Annotated in this window: 17 protein-coding genes; all 17 read left to right on the forward strand. The window is 63.0% G+C overall.

Features of this window, described 5'->3' with window-relative positions; all coding sequences use genetic code 11:
- The first annotated feature begins 14 nt into the window (after positions 1–14).
- The 17 genes from Q6A48_RS04305 to nuoN all read left to right on the forward strand — a co-directional run bounded on the left by Q6A48_RS04305 (position 15) and on the right by nuoN (position 19856).
- Positions 15–1181: a ribosomal protein uL16 3-hydroxylase gene (locus Q6A48_RS04305; RefSeq protein WP_304552262.1), complete on the forward strand. Its 1167-nt coding sequence runs from the start codon at positions 15–17 to the stop codon at positions 1179–1181.
- The gene (locus Q6A48_RS04310) at positions 1174–1599 is read left to right on the forward strand and encodes a GNAT family N-acetyltransferase (RefSeq protein WP_304552264.1); all 426 of its coding nucleotides are present in this window, start codon (positions 1174–1176) and stop codon (positions 1597–1599) included. Before Q6A48_RS04305 ends, Q6A48_RS04310 begins: the two co-directional genes overlap by 8 nt.
- Before the next feature lie 145 nt (positions 1600–1744).
- On the forward strand, positions 1745–2506 hold the full coding sequence (locus tag Q6A48_RS04315; RefSeq protein ID WP_304552266.1) for a secretin N-terminal domain-containing protein: 762 nt from the start codon (positions 1745–1747) through the stop codon (positions 2504–2506).
- A 506-nt stretch (positions 2507–3012) separates the two neighbouring features.
- Positions 3013–4338 (forward strand): isocitrate lyase, encoded by a 1326-nt coding sequence (gene aceA / locus Q6A48_RS04320; protein WP_041021072.1) that lies wholly within the window; start codon positions 3013–3015, stop codon positions 4336–4338.
- 568 nt (positions 4339–4906) lie between these two features.
- Positions 4907–5320: an NADH-quinone oxidoreductase subunit A gene (locus Q6A48_RS04325; RefSeq protein WP_030141323.1), complete on the forward strand. Its 414-nt coding sequence runs from the start codon at positions 4907–4909 to the stop codon at positions 5318–5320.
- Positions 5321–5330: 10 nt separating this feature from the next.
- On the forward strand, positions 5331–6005 hold the full coding sequence (locus Q6A48_RS04330) for a NuoB/complex I 20 kDa subunit family protein (RefSeq protein ID WP_030141322.1): 675 nt from the start codon (positions 5331–5333) through the stop codon (positions 6003–6005).
- A gap of 74 nt (positions 6006–6079) precedes the next feature.
- Positions 6080–7864, forward strand: coding sequence for an NADH-quinone oxidoreductase subunit C/D (nuoC, locus tag Q6A48_RS04335; RefSeq protein ID WP_304552274.1), 1785 nt, complete (start codon positions 6080–6082; stop codon positions 7862–7864).
- A 2-nt stretch (positions 7865–7866) separates the two neighbouring features.
- Entirely contained in the window at positions 7867–8364 is a 498-nt protein-coding gene (gene nuoE / locus Q6A48_RS04340) for an NADH-quinone oxidoreductase subunit NuoE (RefSeq protein ID WP_003180060.1), read from the forward strand.
- Entirely contained in the window at positions 8361–9719 is a 1359-nt protein-coding gene (gene nuoF / locus Q6A48_RS04345) for an NADH-quinone oxidoreductase subunit NuoF (RefSeq protein WP_304552277.1), read from the forward strand. Before nuoE ends, nuoF begins: the two co-directional genes overlap by 4 nt.
- A 142-nt stretch (positions 9720–9861) precedes the next feature.
- Positions 9862–12576, forward strand: a complete 2715-nt coding sequence (gene nuoG / locus Q6A48_RS04350) for an NADH-quinone oxidoreductase subunit NuoG (protein ID WP_304552279.1) — start codon at positions 9862–9864, stop codon at positions 12574–12576.
- Positions 12573–13580 carry an NADH-quinone oxidoreductase subunit NuoH gene (nuoH, locus tag Q6A48_RS04355; protein WP_304552280.1) on the forward strand — a complete coding sequence of 336 codons (1008 nt, stop codon included), beginning with the start codon at positions 12573–12575 and terminating at the stop codon, positions 13578–13580. The genes nuoG and nuoH overlap by 4 nt, the downstream gene beginning before the upstream one ends.
- Before the next feature lie 11 nt (positions 13581–13591).
- Positions 13592–14140, forward strand: a complete 549-nt coding sequence (gene nuoI / locus Q6A48_RS04360) for an NADH-quinone oxidoreductase subunit NuoI (protein WP_003180051.1) — start codon at positions 13592–13594, stop codon at positions 14138–14140.
- Positions 14141–14149: 9 nt separating this feature from the next.
- Entirely contained in the window at positions 14150–14650 is a 501-nt protein-coding gene (nuoJ, locus tag Q6A48_RS04365) for an NADH-quinone oxidoreductase subunit J (protein ID WP_304552284.1), read from the forward strand.
- Between the two features lie 4 nt (positions 14651–14654).
- Positions 14655–14963 carry an NADH-quinone oxidoreductase subunit NuoK gene (gene nuoK, locus Q6A48_RS04370; protein WP_304552285.1) on the forward strand — a complete coding sequence of 103 codons (309 nt, stop codon included), beginning with the start codon at positions 14655–14657 and terminating at the stop codon, positions 14961–14963.
- Complete coding sequence (gene nuoL, locus Q6A48_RS04375; protein WP_304552287.1) at positions 14960–16813, forward strand: NADH-quinone oxidoreductase subunit L; 1854 nt, start codon at positions 14960–14962, stop codon at positions 16811–16813. Before nuoK ends, nuoL begins: the two co-directional genes overlap by 4 nt.
- A gap of 39 nt (positions 16814–16852) precedes the next feature.
- A complete protein-coding gene (gene nuoM, locus Q6A48_RS04380) occupies positions 16853–18385 on the forward strand; it encodes an NADH-quinone oxidoreductase subunit M (RefSeq protein ID WP_304552289.1) in 1533 nt (510 codons plus the stop codon).
- Positions 18386–18392: 7 nt separating this feature from the next.
- Positions 18393–19856, forward strand: coding sequence for an NADH-quinone oxidoreductase subunit NuoN (nuoN, locus tag Q6A48_RS04385; RefSeq protein ID WP_304552290.1), 1464 nt, complete (start codon positions 18393–18395; stop codon positions 19854–19856).
- Positions 19857–20085: the final 229 nt, after the last annotated feature.

A 20085-nucleotide genomic window follows, 5' to 3' on the forward strand; every position in this document is an offset into this window, starting at 1 on the left:
TCAATAGGTTACACATGAATCCTGATATTCCTCTGCAACTCCTGGGCGGCATCACGGCACGGGAGTTCTTGCGCGACTACTGGCAGAAAAAACCCCTGCTCATCCGCCAGGCCATCCCTGACTTCGAGAGCCCGATCGACGCCGACGAACTGGCCGGCCTGGCCCTGGAAGAAGAAGTCGAATCGCGCCTGGTGCTCGAACATGGCGAGCGCCCTTGGGAGCTGCGTCGCGGCCCCTTCGCCGAAGACGAATTCAGCCAACTGCCGGAGCGCGACTGGACCCTGCTGGTGCAGGCGGTGGATCAGTTCGTGCCGGAAGTCGGCGAATTGCTGGAACACTTCCGCTTCCTGCCGAGCTGGCGCATCGACGACGTGATGATCAGCTTCGCTGCACCGGGTGGCAGCGTGGGCCCGCACTTCGACAACTACGACGTGTTCCTGCTGCAAGGCCACGGCAAGCGCAACTGGAAGATCGGCCAGATGTGCGACTCCGAGAGCGCGCTGCTGCCCCACGCCGACCTGCGCATCCTCGCCGACTTCGAGGCCACCGACGAATGGGTCCTGGAACCGGGCGACATGCTCTACCTCCCGCCGCGCCTGGCCCATTGCGGCGTGGCGGTGGATGGCTGCATGACCTACTCCGTAGGCTTCCGCGCACCGAGCGCCGCCGAAGTGCTGACCCACTTCACCGACTTCCTCAGCCAGTTCCTGCCGGACGAAGAACGCTACACCGACGCCGACGCGCGCCCGGTGAGCGATCCGCACCAGATCCAGCACGATGCCCTCGACCGCCTCAAGGGCCTGCTGGCCGAGCACATGAGCGACGAACGCCTGCTGCTGACCTGGTTCGGCCAGTTCATGACCGAGCCGCGCTACCCGGAACTGGTGGTCGGCCCGGAACTGGAAGAAGACGACCTGTTGGCCAGCCTCGAACAAGGCGCCGTGATCATCCGCAACCCGAGCGCCCGCCTGGCCTGGTCGGAAGTCGATGACGACCTGCTGCTGTTCGCCAGCGGCCAGAGCCGTTACCTGCCGGGCAAGCTGCGCGACCTGCTGAAGATGATCTGCGCCGCCGATGCCCTGCACATCGAGAACCTCGGCCCATGGCTGGCCGATGAAGATGGCCGCGGCCTGGTCTGCGAGCTGGTCAAGCAAGGCAGCCTGGGGTTCGCCGATGAATAGAATTCACGTTCGTGTCGCAGACTGGCAAAAGGATAACGCCGAGATCCGGCGCATTCGTGAAGCGGTGTTCATTGCCGAGCAATCCGTCCCACCCGAGCTGGAATGGGATGCCGATGACCAGGGCGCCGTGCACTTCCTCGCCTTCGAAGGCGACTTCCCCATTGGCACCGCTCGCCTGTTGACCGAGGGCTACATCGGCCGCGTCTCGGTTCTCAAGGACTGGCGCGGCCTGAAGGTCGGCGATGCCCTGATGCATGCGGTGATCGCCGAAGCCGAGAAGCGCGGGCTCAAGCAACAGATGCTCAGCGCCCAGGTGCACGCCACGCCGTTCTATGAGCGACTGGGCTTCGCAGTGGTCAGCGAGGAGTTCCTGGAGGCCGGGATCCCCCATGTGGACATGGTTCGCCAATCCACCTGAATCCCCTCGCCACAAAAAGCATCAGCAGCAGCAAAACGCCCCGCCATCTCCCGATGCCGGGGCGTTTTGCTGTCTATCATTCAACTTGCCCCACCCAGGGCCGACAAACTGGCAATATCCAGCCTTTGTCCCGCGGAGAAACGCAATGTCCCTACGCACCCTCCTGACCACCCTGCTACTGGGCTGCAGCCTCTCGGTCATGGCCGACACGCAAATCGTGCCGTTGAACTACCGCACCAGCGCCGACCTGCTGCCGGTGGCGCAGAACTTCATCGGCAAGGACGGCCAGGTCAGCGCCTACGGCAATCAACTGATCGTCAATGCCGCCCCCGGCAAGATCGAAGAACTCCGCCAGTTCCTGGCGCAACTGGACACCGCCCCCAAGCGCCTGCTGATCACGGTCGACACCAACGAGAACAACCTGCAGGGGGACCAGGGCTACTCGATCAACGGTGCCGCCCCCAGCCAGACCCGCATCATCAACCGCAGCACCGCCAGCCGCGACGGCGGCGTGCAGCAGGTGCAGGCCAGCGAAGGCCAGCCGGCCCTGATCCAGGTGGGCCAGAGCGTGCCGTTCACCAGCAGCCAGACCGACAACTACGGCCGCCTGCAGAGCCAGACCGAATACCGCAACGTCACCCAGGGCTTCTACGTCACCGCCAGCGTCACCGGCGAAACCGTTCACCTGAGCATCAGTACCAACCGTGACCGCATGAGCCAGGAACGTCCCGATGTAGTGAACGTGCAAAGCACCGACACAACCGTCAGCGGACGCCTGGGCGAATGGATCACCCTGGCCGGCGTGAATCGCCAGACACAGGCCGACAAACAGGGCCTGACCCGCAGCTACTCGACCCAGGGCCGCGATGACATGATTTTGCGGGTCAAGGTCGATACCTTGAACTGAAGCACCAAAAACTGACTGATGAGTCGTATTAGACCAAAGATGTAGTGCACGAAAAAAAGCACTACAAAACGTTTGACGAGCCAAAAAACCGAAGGCATGATGGCCTCGCTCCCGCTAATCAGGGGCCCTGGCAAGGGCCTTCGGGTCGACGCTTGCAACTACCCTGCGAGCCGATTCGTGTCTGTACCGCCCACAAGGTGTGTTTGACGAGGTTGCGACTGGAACGAAGTTGTCCCGAGGGACGGAAGCGTAACTAGGTAACCCGGCATCACTCTGAGTTCGTATAAAGGCCCACGACGCCTGCATGCGCCCGCAGTTCGCCCCTACCTGCTCACTTTCCCCTCGAGCCCATCGTTCACCCCGTCGCCACCCCGCCTGAACCGACTTGTCCGCCCGGCCCCCTGGCCAGCGAGCAGCCTCCCCCGCCAATGACTGGCGCCGAAGGCACGCAGGACATTTGCACCCCAGAACGATTTTTTCTACACGACGCGACGAGGTTTATCTCCATGGCACTGACACGCGAACAGCAAATTGCAGCCCTTGAAAAAGACTGGGCTGAAAACCCGCGCTGGAAAGGCGTGAAGCGCAATTATTCCGCTGCTGACGTCGTCCGCCTGCGTGGCTCGGTTCAACCTGAGCACACCTTTGCAAAGATGGGCGCCGAGAAGCTGTGGAACCTGGTCACCCAGGGCGCCAAGCCATCCTTCCGTCCCGAGAAAGACTTCGTCAACTGCATGGGCGCCCTGACCGGCGGCCAGGCCGTGCAGCAAGTCAAGGCCGGCATCCAGGCGATCTACCTGTCGGGCTGGCAAGTGGCCGCGGACAACAACTCCGCCGAGTCGATGTACCCTGACCAGTCGCTGTACCCGGTGGATTCGGTTCCGACCGTGGTCAAGCGCATCAACAACTCGTTCCGTCGTGCCGACCAGATCCAGTGGAAAGCCGGCAAGAACCCGGGCGACGAAGGCTACATCGACTACTTCGCACCGATCGTGGCTGACGCCGAAGCCGGTTTCGGCGGCGTCCTCAACGCCTACGAGCTGATGAAGAGCATGATCGAGGCAGGCGCCGCCGGCGTTCACTTCGAAGACCAGCTGGCCTCGGTGAAGAAGTGCGGCCACATGGGCGGCAAGGTCCTGGTGCCGACCCAGGAAGCCGTACAGAAGCTGACCGCTGCCCGCCTGGCCGCCGACGTTGCCGGTGTACCGACCATCATCCTGGCCCGTACCGACGCCAACGCCGCCGACCTGCTGACGTCCGACTGCGACCCGTACGACCAGCCGTTCGTGACCGGCACCCGCACCCAGGAAGGTTTCTACAAGGTACGCGCCGGCCTCGACCAGGCCATCGCCCGTGGCCTGGCCTATGCGCCTTACGCCGACCTGATCTGGTGCGAAACCGCCAAGCCGGACCTGGACGAAGCCCGTCGCTTCGCCGAAGCGATCAAGAAGGAATACCCGGACCAGATCCTGTCGTACAACTGCTCGCCTTCCTTCAACTGGAAGAAAAACCTGGACGACGCGACCATCGCCAAGTTCCAGCGCGAACTGTCCGCCATGGGCTACAAGCACCAGTTCATCACCCTGGCCGGCATCCACAACATGTGGCACAGCATGTTCAACCTGGCGCACGACTACGCCCGCAACGACATGACCGCCTACGTGAAGCTGCAAGAGCAGGAATTCGCTGACGCCGCCAAGGGCTACACCTTCGTGGCCCACCAGCAGGAAGTGGGCACCGGCTACTTCGACGACATGACCACCGTGATCCAGGGCGGCACCTCGTCGGTCACCGCGCTGACCGGTTCGACCGAAGAAGAGCAGTTCCACTGATCCAGCGCTGAACGGCCTTTGCGGACCGAATAAAAGCTAACCGCGAAGCCGACGATCTGAAGCCCCGACTGGTTCGGGGCTTTTTTTCGCCTATGCTTTCCCAAGCAACACATGCCCTTGTGGGAGCGAGCAAGCTCGCTCCCACAAGGGTAATCGGCAAACCGAAAATAAATTGATCGAACGCAATATCGGAGCGTCTGAAAAAGAGTAAAACGGCCGGCGCTGACAATTGCAGTCGCCACCCTGTAAGAAAAGTTCTCGGCAACCGTGCGGGCTTATTGATGGAACGCCCGCCCAAACAATAACAATTATCATTTAGGTGAACGTTTCTTTGTTGCAACCCACGCGAAACTTTATTGAAGAATCAACGGCCAATGCCCACCCCGCCGGGGCCGTGGGGGTTTGGAGGTGCGCTATGTCCTTATTCCAATAAATAATTTCGCTATAGGAATTTTACTTGCCCGGTGTTTAGCCATAAAATCACCGCGATTGATTGCTGCGACATATCGTCACTGCGTTATTTCTTTTCAAGCTCAGAGGCCCTTGCCCTCTGTTAAGGATTTCCAGCATGCCCGAAGCGACAGGACTCATGGCCCACAACTGGGGCTTTGCCATTTTCCTTCTGGGCGTCGTCGGCCTGTGCGCCTTCATGCTCGGCGTGTCGAGCCTGCTCGGGTCAAAAGCCTGGGGCCGCAGCAAAAACGAACCGTTCGAGTCCGGCATGCTACCTACCGGTGGCGCCCGCTTGCGGCTCTCAGCCAAATTCTATCTGGTCGCGATGCTCTTCGTGATCTTCGACATCGAAGCCCTCTTTCTCTTTGCCTGGTCTGTGTCCGTCCGCGAAAGCGGCTGGACCGGATTCGTCGAAGCACTCGTTTTCATAGCAATTCTGTTGGCAGGTCTTGTCTACCTTTACCGGGTGGGGGCACTTGATTGGGCTCCGGAAGCTCGGCGCAAGCGGCAAGCGAAGCTGAAACAATGAGGCTTTGGCAATGCAATACAATCTCACCAGGATCGACCCCGATGCTCCTAACGAGCAGTATCCGATTGGCAAGCGGGAAACCGTCGCCGATCCGTTAGAAGATCAAGTCCACAAGAACATCTTCATGGGCAAGCTCGAAGACGTGCTGAACAGCACGGTCAACTGGGGTCGCAAGAACTCCCTGTGGCCGTACAACTTCGGCCTTTCGTGCTGCTACGTGGAAATGACCACCGCCTTCACGGCGCCCCATGACATCGCGCGCTTCGGCGCCGAAGTGATCCGGGCCTCGCCACGCCAGGCGGACTTCATGGTTATCGCCGGTACCTGCTTCATCAAGATGGCGCCGATCATCCAGCGTCTCTACGAGCAGATGCTCGAACCCAAGTGGGTGATCTCCATGGGTTCGTGCGCCAACTCCGGTGGCATGTACGACATCTATTCCGTCGTTCAAGGGGTGGACAAGTTCCTGCCCGTGGACGTCTACGTGCCTGGCTGCCCGCCTCGCCCTGAAGCGTTCCTGCAAGGCTTGATGCTGTTGCAGGAGTCGATTGGCCAGGAGCGTCGCCCACTGTCCTGGGTCGTTGGCGATCAAGGCGTGTATCGCGCCGAGATGCCGTCGCAAAAGGAACAGCGCCGCGAACAGCGTATCGCAGTCACCAACCTGCGCAGCCCCGACGAAGTCTGATCCAGCTCTGTTCCTCAAAGAAGAAACGAGAACCTGGCTTCATTCTTTACGTTGACCGAAAGCGATAAATAACCATGACTACAGGCAGTGCTCTGTACATCCCGCCTTACAAGGCAGACGACCAGGATGTGGTCGTCGAACTGAACAACCGTTTTGGCGCCGAGGCGTTCACCGTCCAGTCGACCCGCACCGGCATGCCGGTGCTGTGGGTTGCCCGCGCCAGGCTCATCGAAGTCCTGACCTTCCTGCGCAACCTGCCCAAGCCGTACGTCATGCTCTATGACCTGCACGGCGTGGACGAGCGCCTGCGCACCAAGCGCCAGGGCCTGCCCGACGGCGTCGACTTCACCGTGTTCTACCACCTGCTGTCGATCGAGCGTAATAGTGACGTAATGATCAAGGTCGCCTTGTCCGAGAGCGACCTCAGCATGCCGACCGTGACCGGGATCTGGCCGAACGCCAACTGGTACGAGCGTGAAGTGTGGGACATGTACGGGATCGATTTCCCCGGCCACCCGCACCTGTCGCGCATCATGATGCCGCCGACCTGGGAAGGTCACCCGCTGCGCAAGGACTTCCCGGCCCGCGCCACCGAGTTCGACCCGTTCAGCCTGTCCCTGGCCAAGCAACAACTCGAGGAAGAAGCCGCGCGCTTCAAGCCTGAAGACTGGGGCATGAAGCGTTCCGGCGCCAACGAGGACTACATGTTCCTCAACCTGGGCCCGAACCACCCTTCGGCCCACGGTGCGTTCCGCATCATCCTGCAACTGGACGGCGAGGAAATCGTCGACTGCGTCCCGGACATCGGCTACCACCACCGTGGCGCCGAGAAAATGGCCGAGCGCCAGTCCTGGCACAGCTACATCCCGTACACCGACCGCATCGACTACCTCGGCGGCGTGATGAACAACCTGCCGTACGTGCTCTCGGTAGAGAAACTGGCCGGGATCAAGGTGCCGGAGAAGGTCGACGTCATCCGCATCATGATGGCCGAGTTCTTCCGCATCACCAGCCACCTGCTGTTCCTGGGCACCTACATCCAGGACGTGGGCGCCATGACCCCGGTGTTCTTCACCTTCACCGACCGCCAGAAGGCGTACACGGTGATCGAAGCCATCACCGGTTTCCGCCTGCACCCGGCCTGGTACCGCATCGGTGGCGTGGCCCACGACCTGCCGCGCGGCTGGGAGAAACTGGTCAAGGACTTCGTCGAGTGGATGCCCAAGCGCCTGGACGAATACACCAAGGCCGCCCTGCAGAACAGCATCCTCAAGGGTCGTACCATCGGGGTCGCCGCCTACAACACCAAAGAGGCCCTGGAATGGGGCGTCACCGGTGCCGGCCTGCGTTCCACCGGTTGCGACTTCGATCTGCGCAAGGCGCGTCCCTACTCCGGCTACGAGAACTTCGAATTCGAAGTACCGCTGGCCGCCAACGGTGACGCCTACGACCGCTGCATGGTTCGGGTCGAGGAAATGCGCCAGAGCGTCAAGATCATCGACCAGTGCCTGCGCAACATGCCGGAAGGCCCGTACAAGGCGGATCACCCGCTGACCACGCCGCCGCCCAAGGAGCGCACGCTGCAGCACATCGAGACCCTGATCACGCACTTCCTGCAGGTTTCGTGGGGCCCGGTCATGCCGGCCAACGAGTCCTTCCAGATGATCGAAGCGACCAAGGGCATCAACAGTTATTACCTGACGAGCGACGGCGGCACCATGAGCTACCGTACCCGGATTCGCACCCCAAGCTACCCGCACCTGCAGCAGATCCCTTCGGTGATCAAGGGCAGCATGGTCGCGGACTTGATCGCGTACCTGGGTAGTATCGACTTCGTTATGGCCGACGTGGACCGCTAAGCATGAACAGCACGCTTATCCAGACAGACCGTTTCGCCTTGAGCGAAACCGAGCGCTCGGCCATCGAGCACGAGCTGCATCACTACGAAGACCCGCGCGCGGCGTCGATCGAAGCCTTGAAGATCGTCCAGAAGGAACGTGGCTGGGTGCCTGACGGCGCGCTCTACGCCATCGGCGAGATCCTCGGCATCCCGGCCAGCGACGTCGAGGGCGTCGCCACCTTCTACAGCCAGATCTTCCGCCAGCCAGTGGGCCGCCACATCATCCGCGTCTGCGACAGCATGGTCTGCTACATCGGCGGCCACGAGTCCGTGGTCAGCGAAATCCAGGGCAAGCTGGGCATCGGGCTGGGCCAGACCACCGCCGACGGCCGCTTCACGCTGCTGCCGGTGTGCTGCCTGGGCAACTGCGACAAGGCACCGGCGCTGATGATCGACGACGACACCTTCGGTGACGTCAAGCCAGATGGCGTTGCCAAATTGCTGGAGGGCTACGTATGACCCTGACTTCCTTCGGGCCCGCCAACCGCATCCAGCGCTCGGCCGAAACCCATCCCCTGACCTGGCGCCTGCGTGACGACGGCGAAGCCGTGTGGCTCGACGAATACCAGGCCAAGAACGGCTACGCGGCGGCGCGCAAGGCATTCGCCGACATGGCCGCCGACGACATCGTCCAGACCGTGAAGGACTCCGGCCTCAAGGGCCGCGGCGGTGCGGGCTTCCCCACCGGCGTGAAGTGGGGCCTGATGCCCAAGGACGAGTCCATCGACATCCGCTACCTGCTGTGCAACGCGGACGAAATGGAACCCAACACCTGGAAGGACCGCATGCTGATGGAGCAACTGCCCCATCTGCTGATCGAAGGCATGCTGATCAGCGCCCGCGCGCTGAAGACCTACCGTGGCTATATCTTCCTGCGCGGCGAATACACCACCGCCGCCAGGCACCTCAACCGCGCCGTGGAAGAAGCCAAGGCCGCGGGCCTTTTGGGCAAGAACATCCTGGGCAGCGGCTTCGACTTCGAGCTGTTCGTCCACACCGGCGCCGGGCGCTATATCTGCGGTGAAGAAACCGCGCTGATCAACTCCCTGGAAGGCCGCCGCGCCAACCCGCGCTCCAAGCCGCCCTTCCCCGCCGCCGTGGGCGTGTGGGGCAAGCCGACCTGCGTGAACAACGTCGAGACGCTGTGCAACGTGCCGGCGATCATCGCCGACGGCGTGGACTGGTACAAATCCCTGGCCCGCGACGGCAGCGAAGACATGGGCACCAAGCTCATGGGCTTCTCCGGCAAGGTCAAGAACCCGGGCCTGTGGGAACTGCCCTTCGGCGTCACCGCCCGCGAACTGTTCGAGGACTACGCCGGCGGCATGCGCGACGGCTACACGCTCAAGTGCTGGCAGCCCGGCGGCGCCGGTACCGGCTTCCTGCTGCCGGAACACCTGGACGCGCAAATGTACGCCGGCGGCATCGCCAAGGTGGGCACCCGGATGGGTACCGGCCTGGCCATGGCCGTCGACAACAGCGTCAACATGGTGTCGCTGCTGCGCAACATGGAACAGTTCTTCGCCCGTGAATCCTGCGGTTTCTGCACCCCTTGCCGCGATGGCCTGCCATGGAGCGTCAAGCTCCTGATGGCCATCGAGAACGGCGAAGGCCAGCCGGGCGACATCGAGACCCTGCTGGGCCTGGTGGGTTTCCTTGGCCCGGGCAAGACCTTCTGTGCCCACGCACCGGGTGCCGTGGAGCCATTGGGCAGCGCGATCAAATACTTCCGCCCTGAATTCGAGGCCGGCATCGCGCCAACCCGCGCGGGCGACCTCAACCAGGTGGTCACGCCGACCATGGTCGGCGCGTAACGACGCTTCAAGAGGCGAAGGGTCCGTGCCCTTCGCCTTTCGTCCGATGACGCCTCTTCACCGGGGCTGTTTGGATTCGGACGAACGACAAGATTCCATTAGCCACGCCCGCTGACACCGGGCCAACGAAGAACTTTGAACCATGGCCACTATCCACGTAGACGGCAAAGAGCTCGAAGTCGATGGCGCAGACAACCTGTTGCAGGCATGTCTGTCGCTGGGCCTCGACATTCCCTATTTCTGCTGGCACCCCGCCCTTGGCAGCGTTGGCGCCTGTCGCCAGTGCGCGGTCAAGCAGTACACCGACGAAAACGACAAGCGTGGTCGGATCGTCATGTCCTGCATGACCCCCGCCACCGACGGCAGCTGGATCTCCATCGACGACGAGGAAGCGAAAGTGTTTCGCGCCAGCGTCGTCGAATGGCTGATGACCAACCACCCCCACGACTGCCCGGTCTGTGAGGAAGGCGGTCACTGCCACCTGCAAGACATGACGGTGATGACCGGCCACAACGAGCGCCGTTATCGCTTCAAGAAACGCACCCACCAGAACCAGCAACTGGGCCCGTTCATTTCCCACGAGATGAACCGCTGCATCGCCTGCTACCGCTGCGTGCGCTTCTACAAGGACTACGCCGGCGGCACCGACCTGGGCGTGTTCGGTGCCCACGACAACGTGTACTTCGGTCGCGTCGAAGACGGCACCCTGGAAAGCGAATTCTCCGGCAACCTGACCGAGGTCTGCCCGACCGGCGTGTTCACCGACAAGACCCACTCCGAGCGCTACAACCGCAAGTGGGACATGCAGTTCTCGCCGAGCATCTGCCACGGCTGCTCCAGCGGCTGCAACATTTCCCCGGGCGAGCGCTACGGCGAACTGCGTCGCATCGAAAACCGCTACAACGGTTCGGTGAACCAGTATTTCCTTTGCGACCGTGGCCGCTTCGGCTACGGCTACGTCAACCGCACCGACCGTCCGCGCCAGCCGCTGCTGGCAGACGGCGCCAAGCTGAGCCTGGACGAAGCGCTGGACAAGGCCGCCGAGCTGCTGCGCGGGCGCAACATCGTCGGCATCGGTTCGCCACGGGCCAGCCTGGAAAGCAACTACGCGTTGCGTGAACTGGTCGGTGCCGAGCACTTCTACAGCGGCATCGAAGCCGCCGAGCTGGAGCGCATCCGCCTGGTGCTGCAAGTGCTCAAGGACAGCCCCCTGCCCGTGCCGACGATGCGCGACATCGAAGACCACGACGCCGTGTTCGTCCTTGGCGAAGACCTGACCCAGACCGCCGCGCGCATGGCCCTGGCCCTGCGCCAGTCGGTCAAGGGCAAGGCCGAGGACATGGCCGACGCCATGCGCGTGCAGCCTTGGCTCGACGCCGCCGTGAAGAACATCGGCCAGCACGCGCTGAACCCGCTGTTCATCGCCAGCCTCGCCGAAACCAAGCTCGACGACGTCGCCGAGGAGTGCGTGCACGCAGCGCCTGACGACCTGGCCCGCATCGGCTTCGCCGTCGCCCACGCCCTGGACGCCAGCGCCCCGGCCGTCGACGGCCTGGACAGCGAAGCGGCCGGCCTGGTCCAGCGCATCGCCGACGCCCTGCTGGCGGCCAAGCGCCCGTTGATCATCGCCGGCACCTCCCTGGGTTCCAAGGCGCTGATCGAGGCCGCCGCCAACATCGCCAAGGCCCTGAAGCTGCGCGAGAAGAACGGGTCCATCAGCCTGGTCGTGCCGGAGGCCAACAGCCTTGGCCTGGCCATGCTCGGTGGCGAATCGGTGGACGCAGCCCTGCAAGCGGTGATCGACGGCAACGCCGACGCCATCGTGGTGCTGGAGAACGACCTCTATACCCGTACCGACAAGGCCCGGGTGGACGCCGCCCTGAGCGCCGCGAAAACCGTGATCGTCGCCGACCACCAGAAGACCGCCACCACCGACCGCGCCCACCTGGTGCTGCCGGCGGCGAGCTTCGCCGAAGGCGACGGCACCCTGGTCAGCCAGGAAGGCCGCGCCCAGCGCTTCTTCCAGGTCTTCGACCCGCAATACCTGGACGCCAGCATCCTGGTCCACGAAGGCTGGCGCTGGCTGCATGCCCTGCGCGCCACCCTGCTGAACCAGCCGATCGACTGGACCCAACTGGACCACGTCACGGCCGCCTGCGCCTCGAGCAACCCGCAATTGGCCGGCATCGTCGACGCCGCGCCTTCCGCCGCGTTCCGCATCAAGGGCATGAAGCTGGCCCGCGAACCGCTGCGCTACTCCGGCCGTACCGCCATGCGCGCCAACATCAGCGTGCATGAACCGCGCACCCCGCAAGACAAGGACACCCCGTTCGCCTTCTCCATGGAAGGTTACTCGGGCTCCGCCGAACCGCGCTCGCAAGTGCCGTTCGCCTGGTCGCCGGGCTGGAACTCGCCGCAGGCCTGGAACAAGTTCCAGGACGAAGTCGGCGGTCACCTGCGTGCCGGTGACCCGGGCAAGCGCCTGATCGAAAGCCAGGGCGATGGCCTCGGCTGGTTCGCCAGCGTACCGCGTGCCTTCAACCCGGCGCCGGGCACCTGGCAGGTCGTGCCGTTCCACCACCTGTTCGGCAGCGAGGAGAACTCTTCCAAGGCCGCGCCGGTGCAAGAACGCATCCCGGCCGCCTACGTGTCGCTGGCCAAGTCCGAAGCCGATCGCCTGGGCGTCAACGACGGTGCCCTGCTCAGCCTGAACGTGGCCGGCCAGACGCTCCGTCTGCCGCTGCGCATCAATGAAGCACTGGGCGCCGGCCTGGTGGCGTTGCCAGCCGGCCTGGCAGGCATCCCACCGGCGATTTTCGGCAAAACCGTCGACGGTCTGCAGGAGGCAGCGCAATGAGCTGGTTCACCCCTGACGTGATCGATGTGATCCTGACGGTCCTCAAGGCCATCGTGATCCTGCTGGCCGTGGTGGTCTGCGGGGCGCTGCTGAGCTTCATCGAACGGCGCCTGCTGGGCTGGTGGCAGGACCGCTACGGTCCGAACCGCGTCGGCCCGTTCGGCATGTTCCAGATCGCCGCCGACATGGTCAAAATGTTCTTCAAGGAAGACTGGACGCCACCGTTCGCCGACAAGGTGATCTTCACCCTGGCGCCGGTCGTGGCCATGAGCGCCTTGCTGATCGCCTTCGCGATCATCCCGATCACCCCGACCTGGGGCGTGGCGGACCTGAACATCGGCCTGCTGTTCTTCTTCGCCATGGCCGGCCTGTCGGTGTATGCGGTGCTGTTCGCCGGCTGGTCGAGCAACAACAAGTTCGCCCTGCTGGGCAGCCTGCGGGCCTCGGCCCAGACCGTGTCCTACGAAGTGTTCATGGGCCTGGCGCTCATGGGCATCGTGATCCAGGCCGGCTCGTTCAACATGCGCGACATCGTCGAGTACCAGGCGCAGAACCTGTGGTTCATCATCCCGCAGTTCTTCGGCTTCTGTACCTTCTTCATCGCTGGCGTGGCCGTGACTCACCGTCACCCCTTCGACCAGCCGGAAGCGGAACAGGAACTGGCCGACGGCTACCACATTGAATATGCCGGCATGAAATGGGGCATGTTCTTCGTCGGCGAATACATCGGCATCATCCTGATCTCGGCGCTGCTGGTCACGCTGTTCTTCGGCGGCTGGCACGGTCCGTTCGGCATCCTGCCGCAATTGTCCTTCGTCTGGTTCGCCCTGAAGACCGCGTTCTTCATCATGCTGTTCGTCCTGCTGCGCGCCTCGATCCCGCGCCCACGCTACGACCAGGTAATGGATTTCAGCTGGAAATTCTGCTTGCCGCTGACCCTGATCAACATGCTGGTGACCGCTGCGATCGTTTTGACGAACGCGCCTGCGGCCGCGGTTCAGTGAGGATTTGACCCATGTTCAAATATATTGGCGACATCGTTAAGGGTACCGGTACCCAACTGCGAAGCCTGGTCATGATCTTCGGCCATGGCTTTCGCAAGCGCGACACCCTGCAATACCCGGAAGAACCGGTGTACCTGGCCCCGCGTTATCGCGGCCGCATCGTCCTGACCCGCGATCCCGACGGCGAAGAGCGTTGCGTGGCGTGCAACCTGTGCGCCGTGGCCTGCCCGGTGGGTTGCATCTCGTTGCAGAAAGCTGAAACCGAAGACGGTCGCTGGTACCCGGACTTCTTCCGCATCAACTTCTCGCGCTGCATTTTCTGCGGCCTCTGCGAGGAAGCCTGCCCGACCACCGCGATCCAGCTCACGCCGGATTTCGAAATGGCCGAGTTCAAGCGTCAGGACCTGGTGTACGAGAAAGAAGACCTGCTGATTTCCGGTCCCGGTAAAAACCCTGATTACAACTTCTATCGTGTTGCAGGTATGGCCATTGCCGGCAAGCCGAAAGGCGCCGCGCAGAACGAAGCCGAACCGATCAACGTGAAGAGCTTGCTGCCTTAAGGAAGAAAGATGGAATTCGCTTTCTATTTCGCATCGGGTATCGCGGTGGTGTCCACGCTTCGCGTGGTCACCAACACCAACCCTATCCATGCCCTGCTCTACCTGATCATTTCGCTGATCGCCGTGGCCATGACCTTCTTCGCCCTCGGCGCGCCGTTCGCCGGTGCGCTGGAAGTGATCGCCTACGCCGGCGCCATCATGGTTCTGTTCGTGTTCGTGGTGATGATGCTGAACCTAGGCCCCGCCTCGGTGCAGCAGGAGCGTTCCTGGCTCAAGCCCGGCATCTGGGCGGGACCGGTGATTCTCGCCGTCCTGCTGCTGGGCGAACTGCTGTACGTGCTGTTCGCCCACCAGAGCGGCCAGGCCATCGGCCACGCCACCGTAGGTCCCAAGGCCGTGGGCATCAGCCTGTTCGGCCCGTACCTGCTGGTGGTCGAACTCGCCTCGATGCTGCTGCTTGCCGCAGCCGTCACGGCGTTCCATTTGGGCCGTAACGAGGCGAAGGAGTAATCACATGCCTGCTATCCCTCTCGAGCATGGCCTGGCAGTCGCCGGCATCCTGTTCTGTCTCGGCCTGGTTGGCCTGATGGTCCGTCGCAACATCCTGTTCGTGCTGATGAGCCTGGAGGTGATGATGAATGCCTCCGCCCTGGCCTTCATCGTGGCGGGCGCTCGCTGGGCCCAGCCGGATGGACAGATCATGTTCATCCTGGTGATCAGCCTGGCAGCCGCCGAGGCCAGCATCGGCCTGGCGATCCTGCTGCAACTGTATCGCCGCTTCCACACGCTCGATATCGACGCTGCCAGTGAGATGCACGGATGAACATGATCTTTCTGACTTTCGTATTTCCCCTGATCGGTTTCCTGCTGCTGTCGTTCTCCCGGGGACGCCTCTCGGAAAACAGCTCGGCACTGATCGGTGTCGGCTCCATCGGCCTGTCGGCGATTGTCGCCGCCTACGTGATCTGGCAATTCAACGTCGCACCGCCCGAGGGTGGGCACTACACCCTGGTGCTGTGGCAGTGGATGGCGGTGGAAGGCTTCACGCCGAACTTCGCCCTGTACATCGACGGCCTGTCGATCACCATGCTCGGCGTCGTGGTCGGCGTAGGTTTCCTGATCCACTTGTTCGCCTCCTGGTACATGCGCGGTGAAGCCGGTTATTCGCGTTTCTTCGCCTACACCAACCTGTTCATCGCCAGCATGCTGTTCCTGGTGCTCGGCGATAACCTGTTGTTCCTGTACTTCGGCTGGGAAGGCGTGGGCCTGTGCTCGTACCTGTTGATCGGTTTCTACTACAGCAACCGCAACAACGGCAACGCGGCGCTCAAGGCGTTCATCGTCACCCGCATCGGCGACGTGTTCATGGCCATCGGCCTGTTCATCCTGTTCCAGCAACTGGGTACGCTGAACATCCAGGAACTGCTGGTCAAGGCTCCCGAGCACTTCAAGGTCGGCGACTTCTGGGTCGTCCTGGCGACCCTGCTGCTGCTGGGCGGCGCCGTCGGTAAATCGGCCCAGCTGCCGCTGCAGACCTGGCTGGCGGATGCGATGGCCGGCCCGACCCCGGTGTCGGCCCTGATCCACGCCGCCACCATGGTGACCGCGGGCGTCTACCTGATCGCCCGTACCCACGGCCTGTTCGCCCTGGCGCCGGACATCCTGCACCTGGTGGGCATCGTCGGTGGCGTAACCCTGGTACTGGCCGGCTTCGCCGCGCTGGTGCAGACCGACATCAAGCGGATCCTCGCCTACTCGACCATGAGCCAGATCGGCTACATGTTCCTGGCCCTGGGCGTCGGTGCCTGGGAAGGCGCGATCTTCCACTTGATGACCCACGCCTTCTTCAAGGCCCTGCTGTTCCTTGCCTCCGGTGCGGTGATCGTCGCCTGCCACCACGAGCAGAACATCTTCAAGATGGGCGGCCTGTGGAAGAAACTGCCATTGGCCTACGCCAGCTTCATCGTCGGCGGCGCGGCCCTGGCGGCCCTGCCACTGGTCACCGCCGGTTTCTACTCCAAGGACGAGATCCTCTGGGAAGCGTTCGCCAGCGGTAACCAAGGCTTGCTCTATGCCGGCCTGGTCGGTGCCTTCATGACCTCGCTGTACACCTTCCGCCTGATCTTCATCGCGTTCCACGGTGAAGCCAAGACCGAAGCCCACGCCGGCCACGGCATCGCCCACTGGCTGCCGCTGTCGGTGCTGATCGTGCTGTCGACCTTCGTCGGCGCCATGATCGCCCCGCCACTGCACGGCGTGCTGCCGCAAAGCGTCGGCCATGCCGGCGGCGAAGCCAAGCACAGCCTGGAAATCGCCTCGGGCGCCATCGCCCTGGCGGGTATCCTGCTGGCCGCCCTGCTGTTCCTGGGCAAGCGTCGTTTCGTCACGGCCATCGCCAACAGCGGCCTCGGCCGTGTCCTTTCGGCCTGGTGGTTCGCCGCCTGGGGCTTCGACTGGATCTACGACAAACTGTTCGTCAAGCCATACCTTGCGATCAGCCACATTCTGCGCAAAGACCCGCTCGACCAGACCATTGGCCTGATCCCGCGCATGGCCAAGGGCGGCCACACTGCCCTGAGCCGTACCGAGACCGGTCAACTGCGTTGGTATGCGGCTTCCATGGCGGCTGGCGCCGTGCTGGTTATCGGCGCCATCGTGCTGGTAGCGGTCTGATATGAACCTTGCGAACTTGCGAAAGGAAACGAGCCCGTCATGATTCTGCCCTGGCTAATCCTGATCCCCTTCATCGGCGGCCTGCTGTGCTGGATCGCGGAGCGCTCCAGCTCCACGCTCCCGCGCTGGATTGCGCTGCTGACCATGTCCCTGGAACTCGCGCTCGGCCTCTGGCTGTGGGCGACCGGCGACTATTCATTTGCCCCGGCGCCTGGCGCCGCGCCAACCTGGGCGCTTGAATTCAAGCACCTGTGGATCGCGCGCTTCGGCATCAGCGTGCACCTGGCCCTCGACGGCTTGTCGCTTTTGATGATCCTGCTGACCGGCCTGCTGGGTATCCTCTCGGTGCTCTGCTCCTGGAAAGAGATCCAGCGTCACGTCGGCTTCTTCCACCTGAACCTGATGTGGATCCTGGGCGGCGTCGTCGGCGTGTTCCTGGCGCTGGACCTGTTCATGTTCTTCTTCTTCTGGGAAATGATGCTGGTGCCGATGTATTTCCTCATCGCGCTCTGGGGTCACAGTTCCTCGGACGGCAAGAAGACCCGGATCTACGCGGCGACCAAGTTCTTCATCTTCACCCAGGCTTCCGGCCTGATCATGTTGGTGGCGATCCTGGGCCTGGTACTGGTCAACTTCAACAACACCGGCGTGATTACCTTCAACTACGCCGACCTGTTGAAAGTGCAGATGTCGCGCACCACCGAGTACGTGCTGATGCTGGGCTTCTTCATCGCCTTCGCGGTGAAGCTGCCGGTGGTACCGTTCCACTCCTGGCTGCCGGACGCCCACGCCCAGGCGCCGACCGCCGGCTCCGTGGACCTGGCGGGTATCCTGCTCAAGACGGCGGCCTACGGCCTGCTGCGCTTTGCCCTGCCGATGTTCCCGAACGCCTCGGCCGAGTTCGCGCCCATCGCCATGACCCTGGGCCTGATCGGGATTTTCTACGGTGCGTTCCTGGCGTTCGCCCAGACCGACATCAAGCGCCTGATCGCCTTCTCCAGCGTCTCGCACATGGGCTTCGTGCTGATCGGCATCTACTCCGGCAGCCAGTTGGCCCTGCAGGGCGCGGTGATCCAGATGCTCGCCCACGGCCTGTCGGCGGCGGCGTTGTTCATCCTCAGCGGCCAGTTGTACGAGCGCCTGCACACCCGGGACATGCGCGAGATGGGCGGCGTCTGGTCGCGCATCGCCTACCTGCCGGCGATCAGCCTGTTCTTCGCCGCCGCGTCCCTGGGCCTGCCCGGCACCGGCAACTTCGTCGGCGAGTTCCTGATCCTGATCGGTTCGTTCGTCAGTGCGCCCTGGATCACGGCCATCGCCACGTCCGGCCTGGTGTTCGGTTCGGTCTACTCGCTGATCATGATCCACCGCGCCTACTTCGGTCCGGCCAAGTCGGATGAAGTGCTGCGCGGCATGGACGCTCGCGAACTGATCATGGTGCTTGGCCTTGCGGTGCTGCTGGTTTACCTCGGCGTTTCCCCGCAACCGTTCCTCGACACCTCTGCCGCCACCATGCATGGCGTGCAGCAGTGGCTCGGCACCGCCTTCTCTCAACTCGCTTCGGCCCGGTAAGAGCGCTATGGAATTCACGATTCAACACTTTATCGCGCTTGCGCCGCTGTTGATCACCAGCGCCACGATCATCGTGGTGATGCTGGCGATCGCCTGGCGGCGCAATCACTCACAGACCTTCCTGCTGTCGGTGGCGGGGCTGAACCTGGCCCTGCTGTCGATCCTGCCGGCCCTGAAAGTCGCGCCCCTGGTGGTCACCCCACTGATCCAGATCGACAGCTTCGCCTGCCTGTACATGGCGTTGATCCTGGTCGCCACCCTCGCCTGCGTCACCCTCGCCCACGCCTACCTCGGCGATGGCGGTTCGGGTTACCCGGGCAACCGCGAGGAACTGTACCTGTTGATCCTGATGGCCGCCGCCGGTGGCCTGGTCCTGGTCAGCGCGCAGCACCTGGCCAGCCTGTTCATCGGCCTGGAACTGCTGTCGGTGCCGGTCTATGGCCTGGTGGCCTACGCCTTCTTCAACAAGCGCTCCCTGGAAGCCGGCATCAAGTACATGGTGCTGTCGGCGGCCGGTTCCGCGTTCCTGTTGTTCGGCATGGCCCTGCTCTACGCCCAGGCGGGCACCTTGAGCTTCGTCGGCATCGGCCAGGCCCTGGCGGCCACCGGCCTGCCTAGCCCGATCGCGCAACTGGGCCTGGGCATGATGTTGATCGGCCTGGCGTTCAAGCTGTCGCTGGTGCCCTTCCACCTCTGGACCCCGGACGTCTACGAAGGCGCCCCGGCGCCAGTGGCGGCGTTCCTGGCCACCGCGTCGAAAGTGGCCGTGTTCGCGGTGATGGTGCGTCTGTTCCAGATCTCGCCCGTGGCCAGCAGCGGTGTGTTGAACAACGTGCTGACGGTCATTGCCATCGCGTCGATCCTGTTCGGTAACCTGTTGGCGCTGACCCAGAGCAACCTCAAGCGCCTGCTGGGTTACTCGTCCATCGCCCACTTCGGTTACCTGCTGATCGCGTTGATCGCCAGCAAGGGCCTGGCCGTGGAAGCCATCGGCGTGTACCTGGTCACCTACGTCATCACCAGCCTCGGCGCGTTCGGCGTGATCACCCTGATGTCCTCGCCATACAACGGCCGCGACGCCGACGCCCTGTACGAATACCGCGGCCTGTTCTGGCGCCGTCCGTACCTGACCGCCGTGCTGACCGTGATGATGCTGTCCCTGGCCGGCATCCCGCTGACCGCCGGCTTCATCGGCAAGTTCTACATCATCGCCACCGGCGTCGAGGCCCACCAATGGTGGCTGGTCGGCTCCCTGGTGCTGGGCAGTGCCATCGGCGTGTTCTACTACCTGCGCGTCATGGTCACCCTGTACCTGATGGAACCGAACCTGCGTCGCCACGACGCCGAGTTGCACTGGGAACAGAAGGCAGGCGGCGTGATGCTGCTGGCCATCGCCGTACTGGCGTTCTTCCTGGGCGTGTACCCGCAACCGTTGCTGACCCTGGTCCAGCAAGCGGGCCTGGTGGGCTGATCGGCCGGGCAACACCGCAGAGAAAAAACCCGTATCGCACGATGCGGGTTTTTTTATGCTTGGCCTCCAGGACGCCCTTTGCCCGCAAAGTGCAACGAGGTTTTCCCCAGGGTCTTGCAGCTTGCACGAAGCCGGAAATGACCGCTCATCCAAGCCTTTGTTCTATAACAGTTTTTTCATCAGCTCCGACTGGCACGGCTGATGCAATTCATCCTGTACGCGGCGTCGG

Source organism: Pseudomonas citrullilanati (genome assembly GCF_030580855.1).
GTDB lineage: Bacteria > Pseudomonadota > Gammaproteobacteria > Pseudomonadales > Pseudomonadaceae > Aquipseudomonas > Aquipseudomonas citrulli.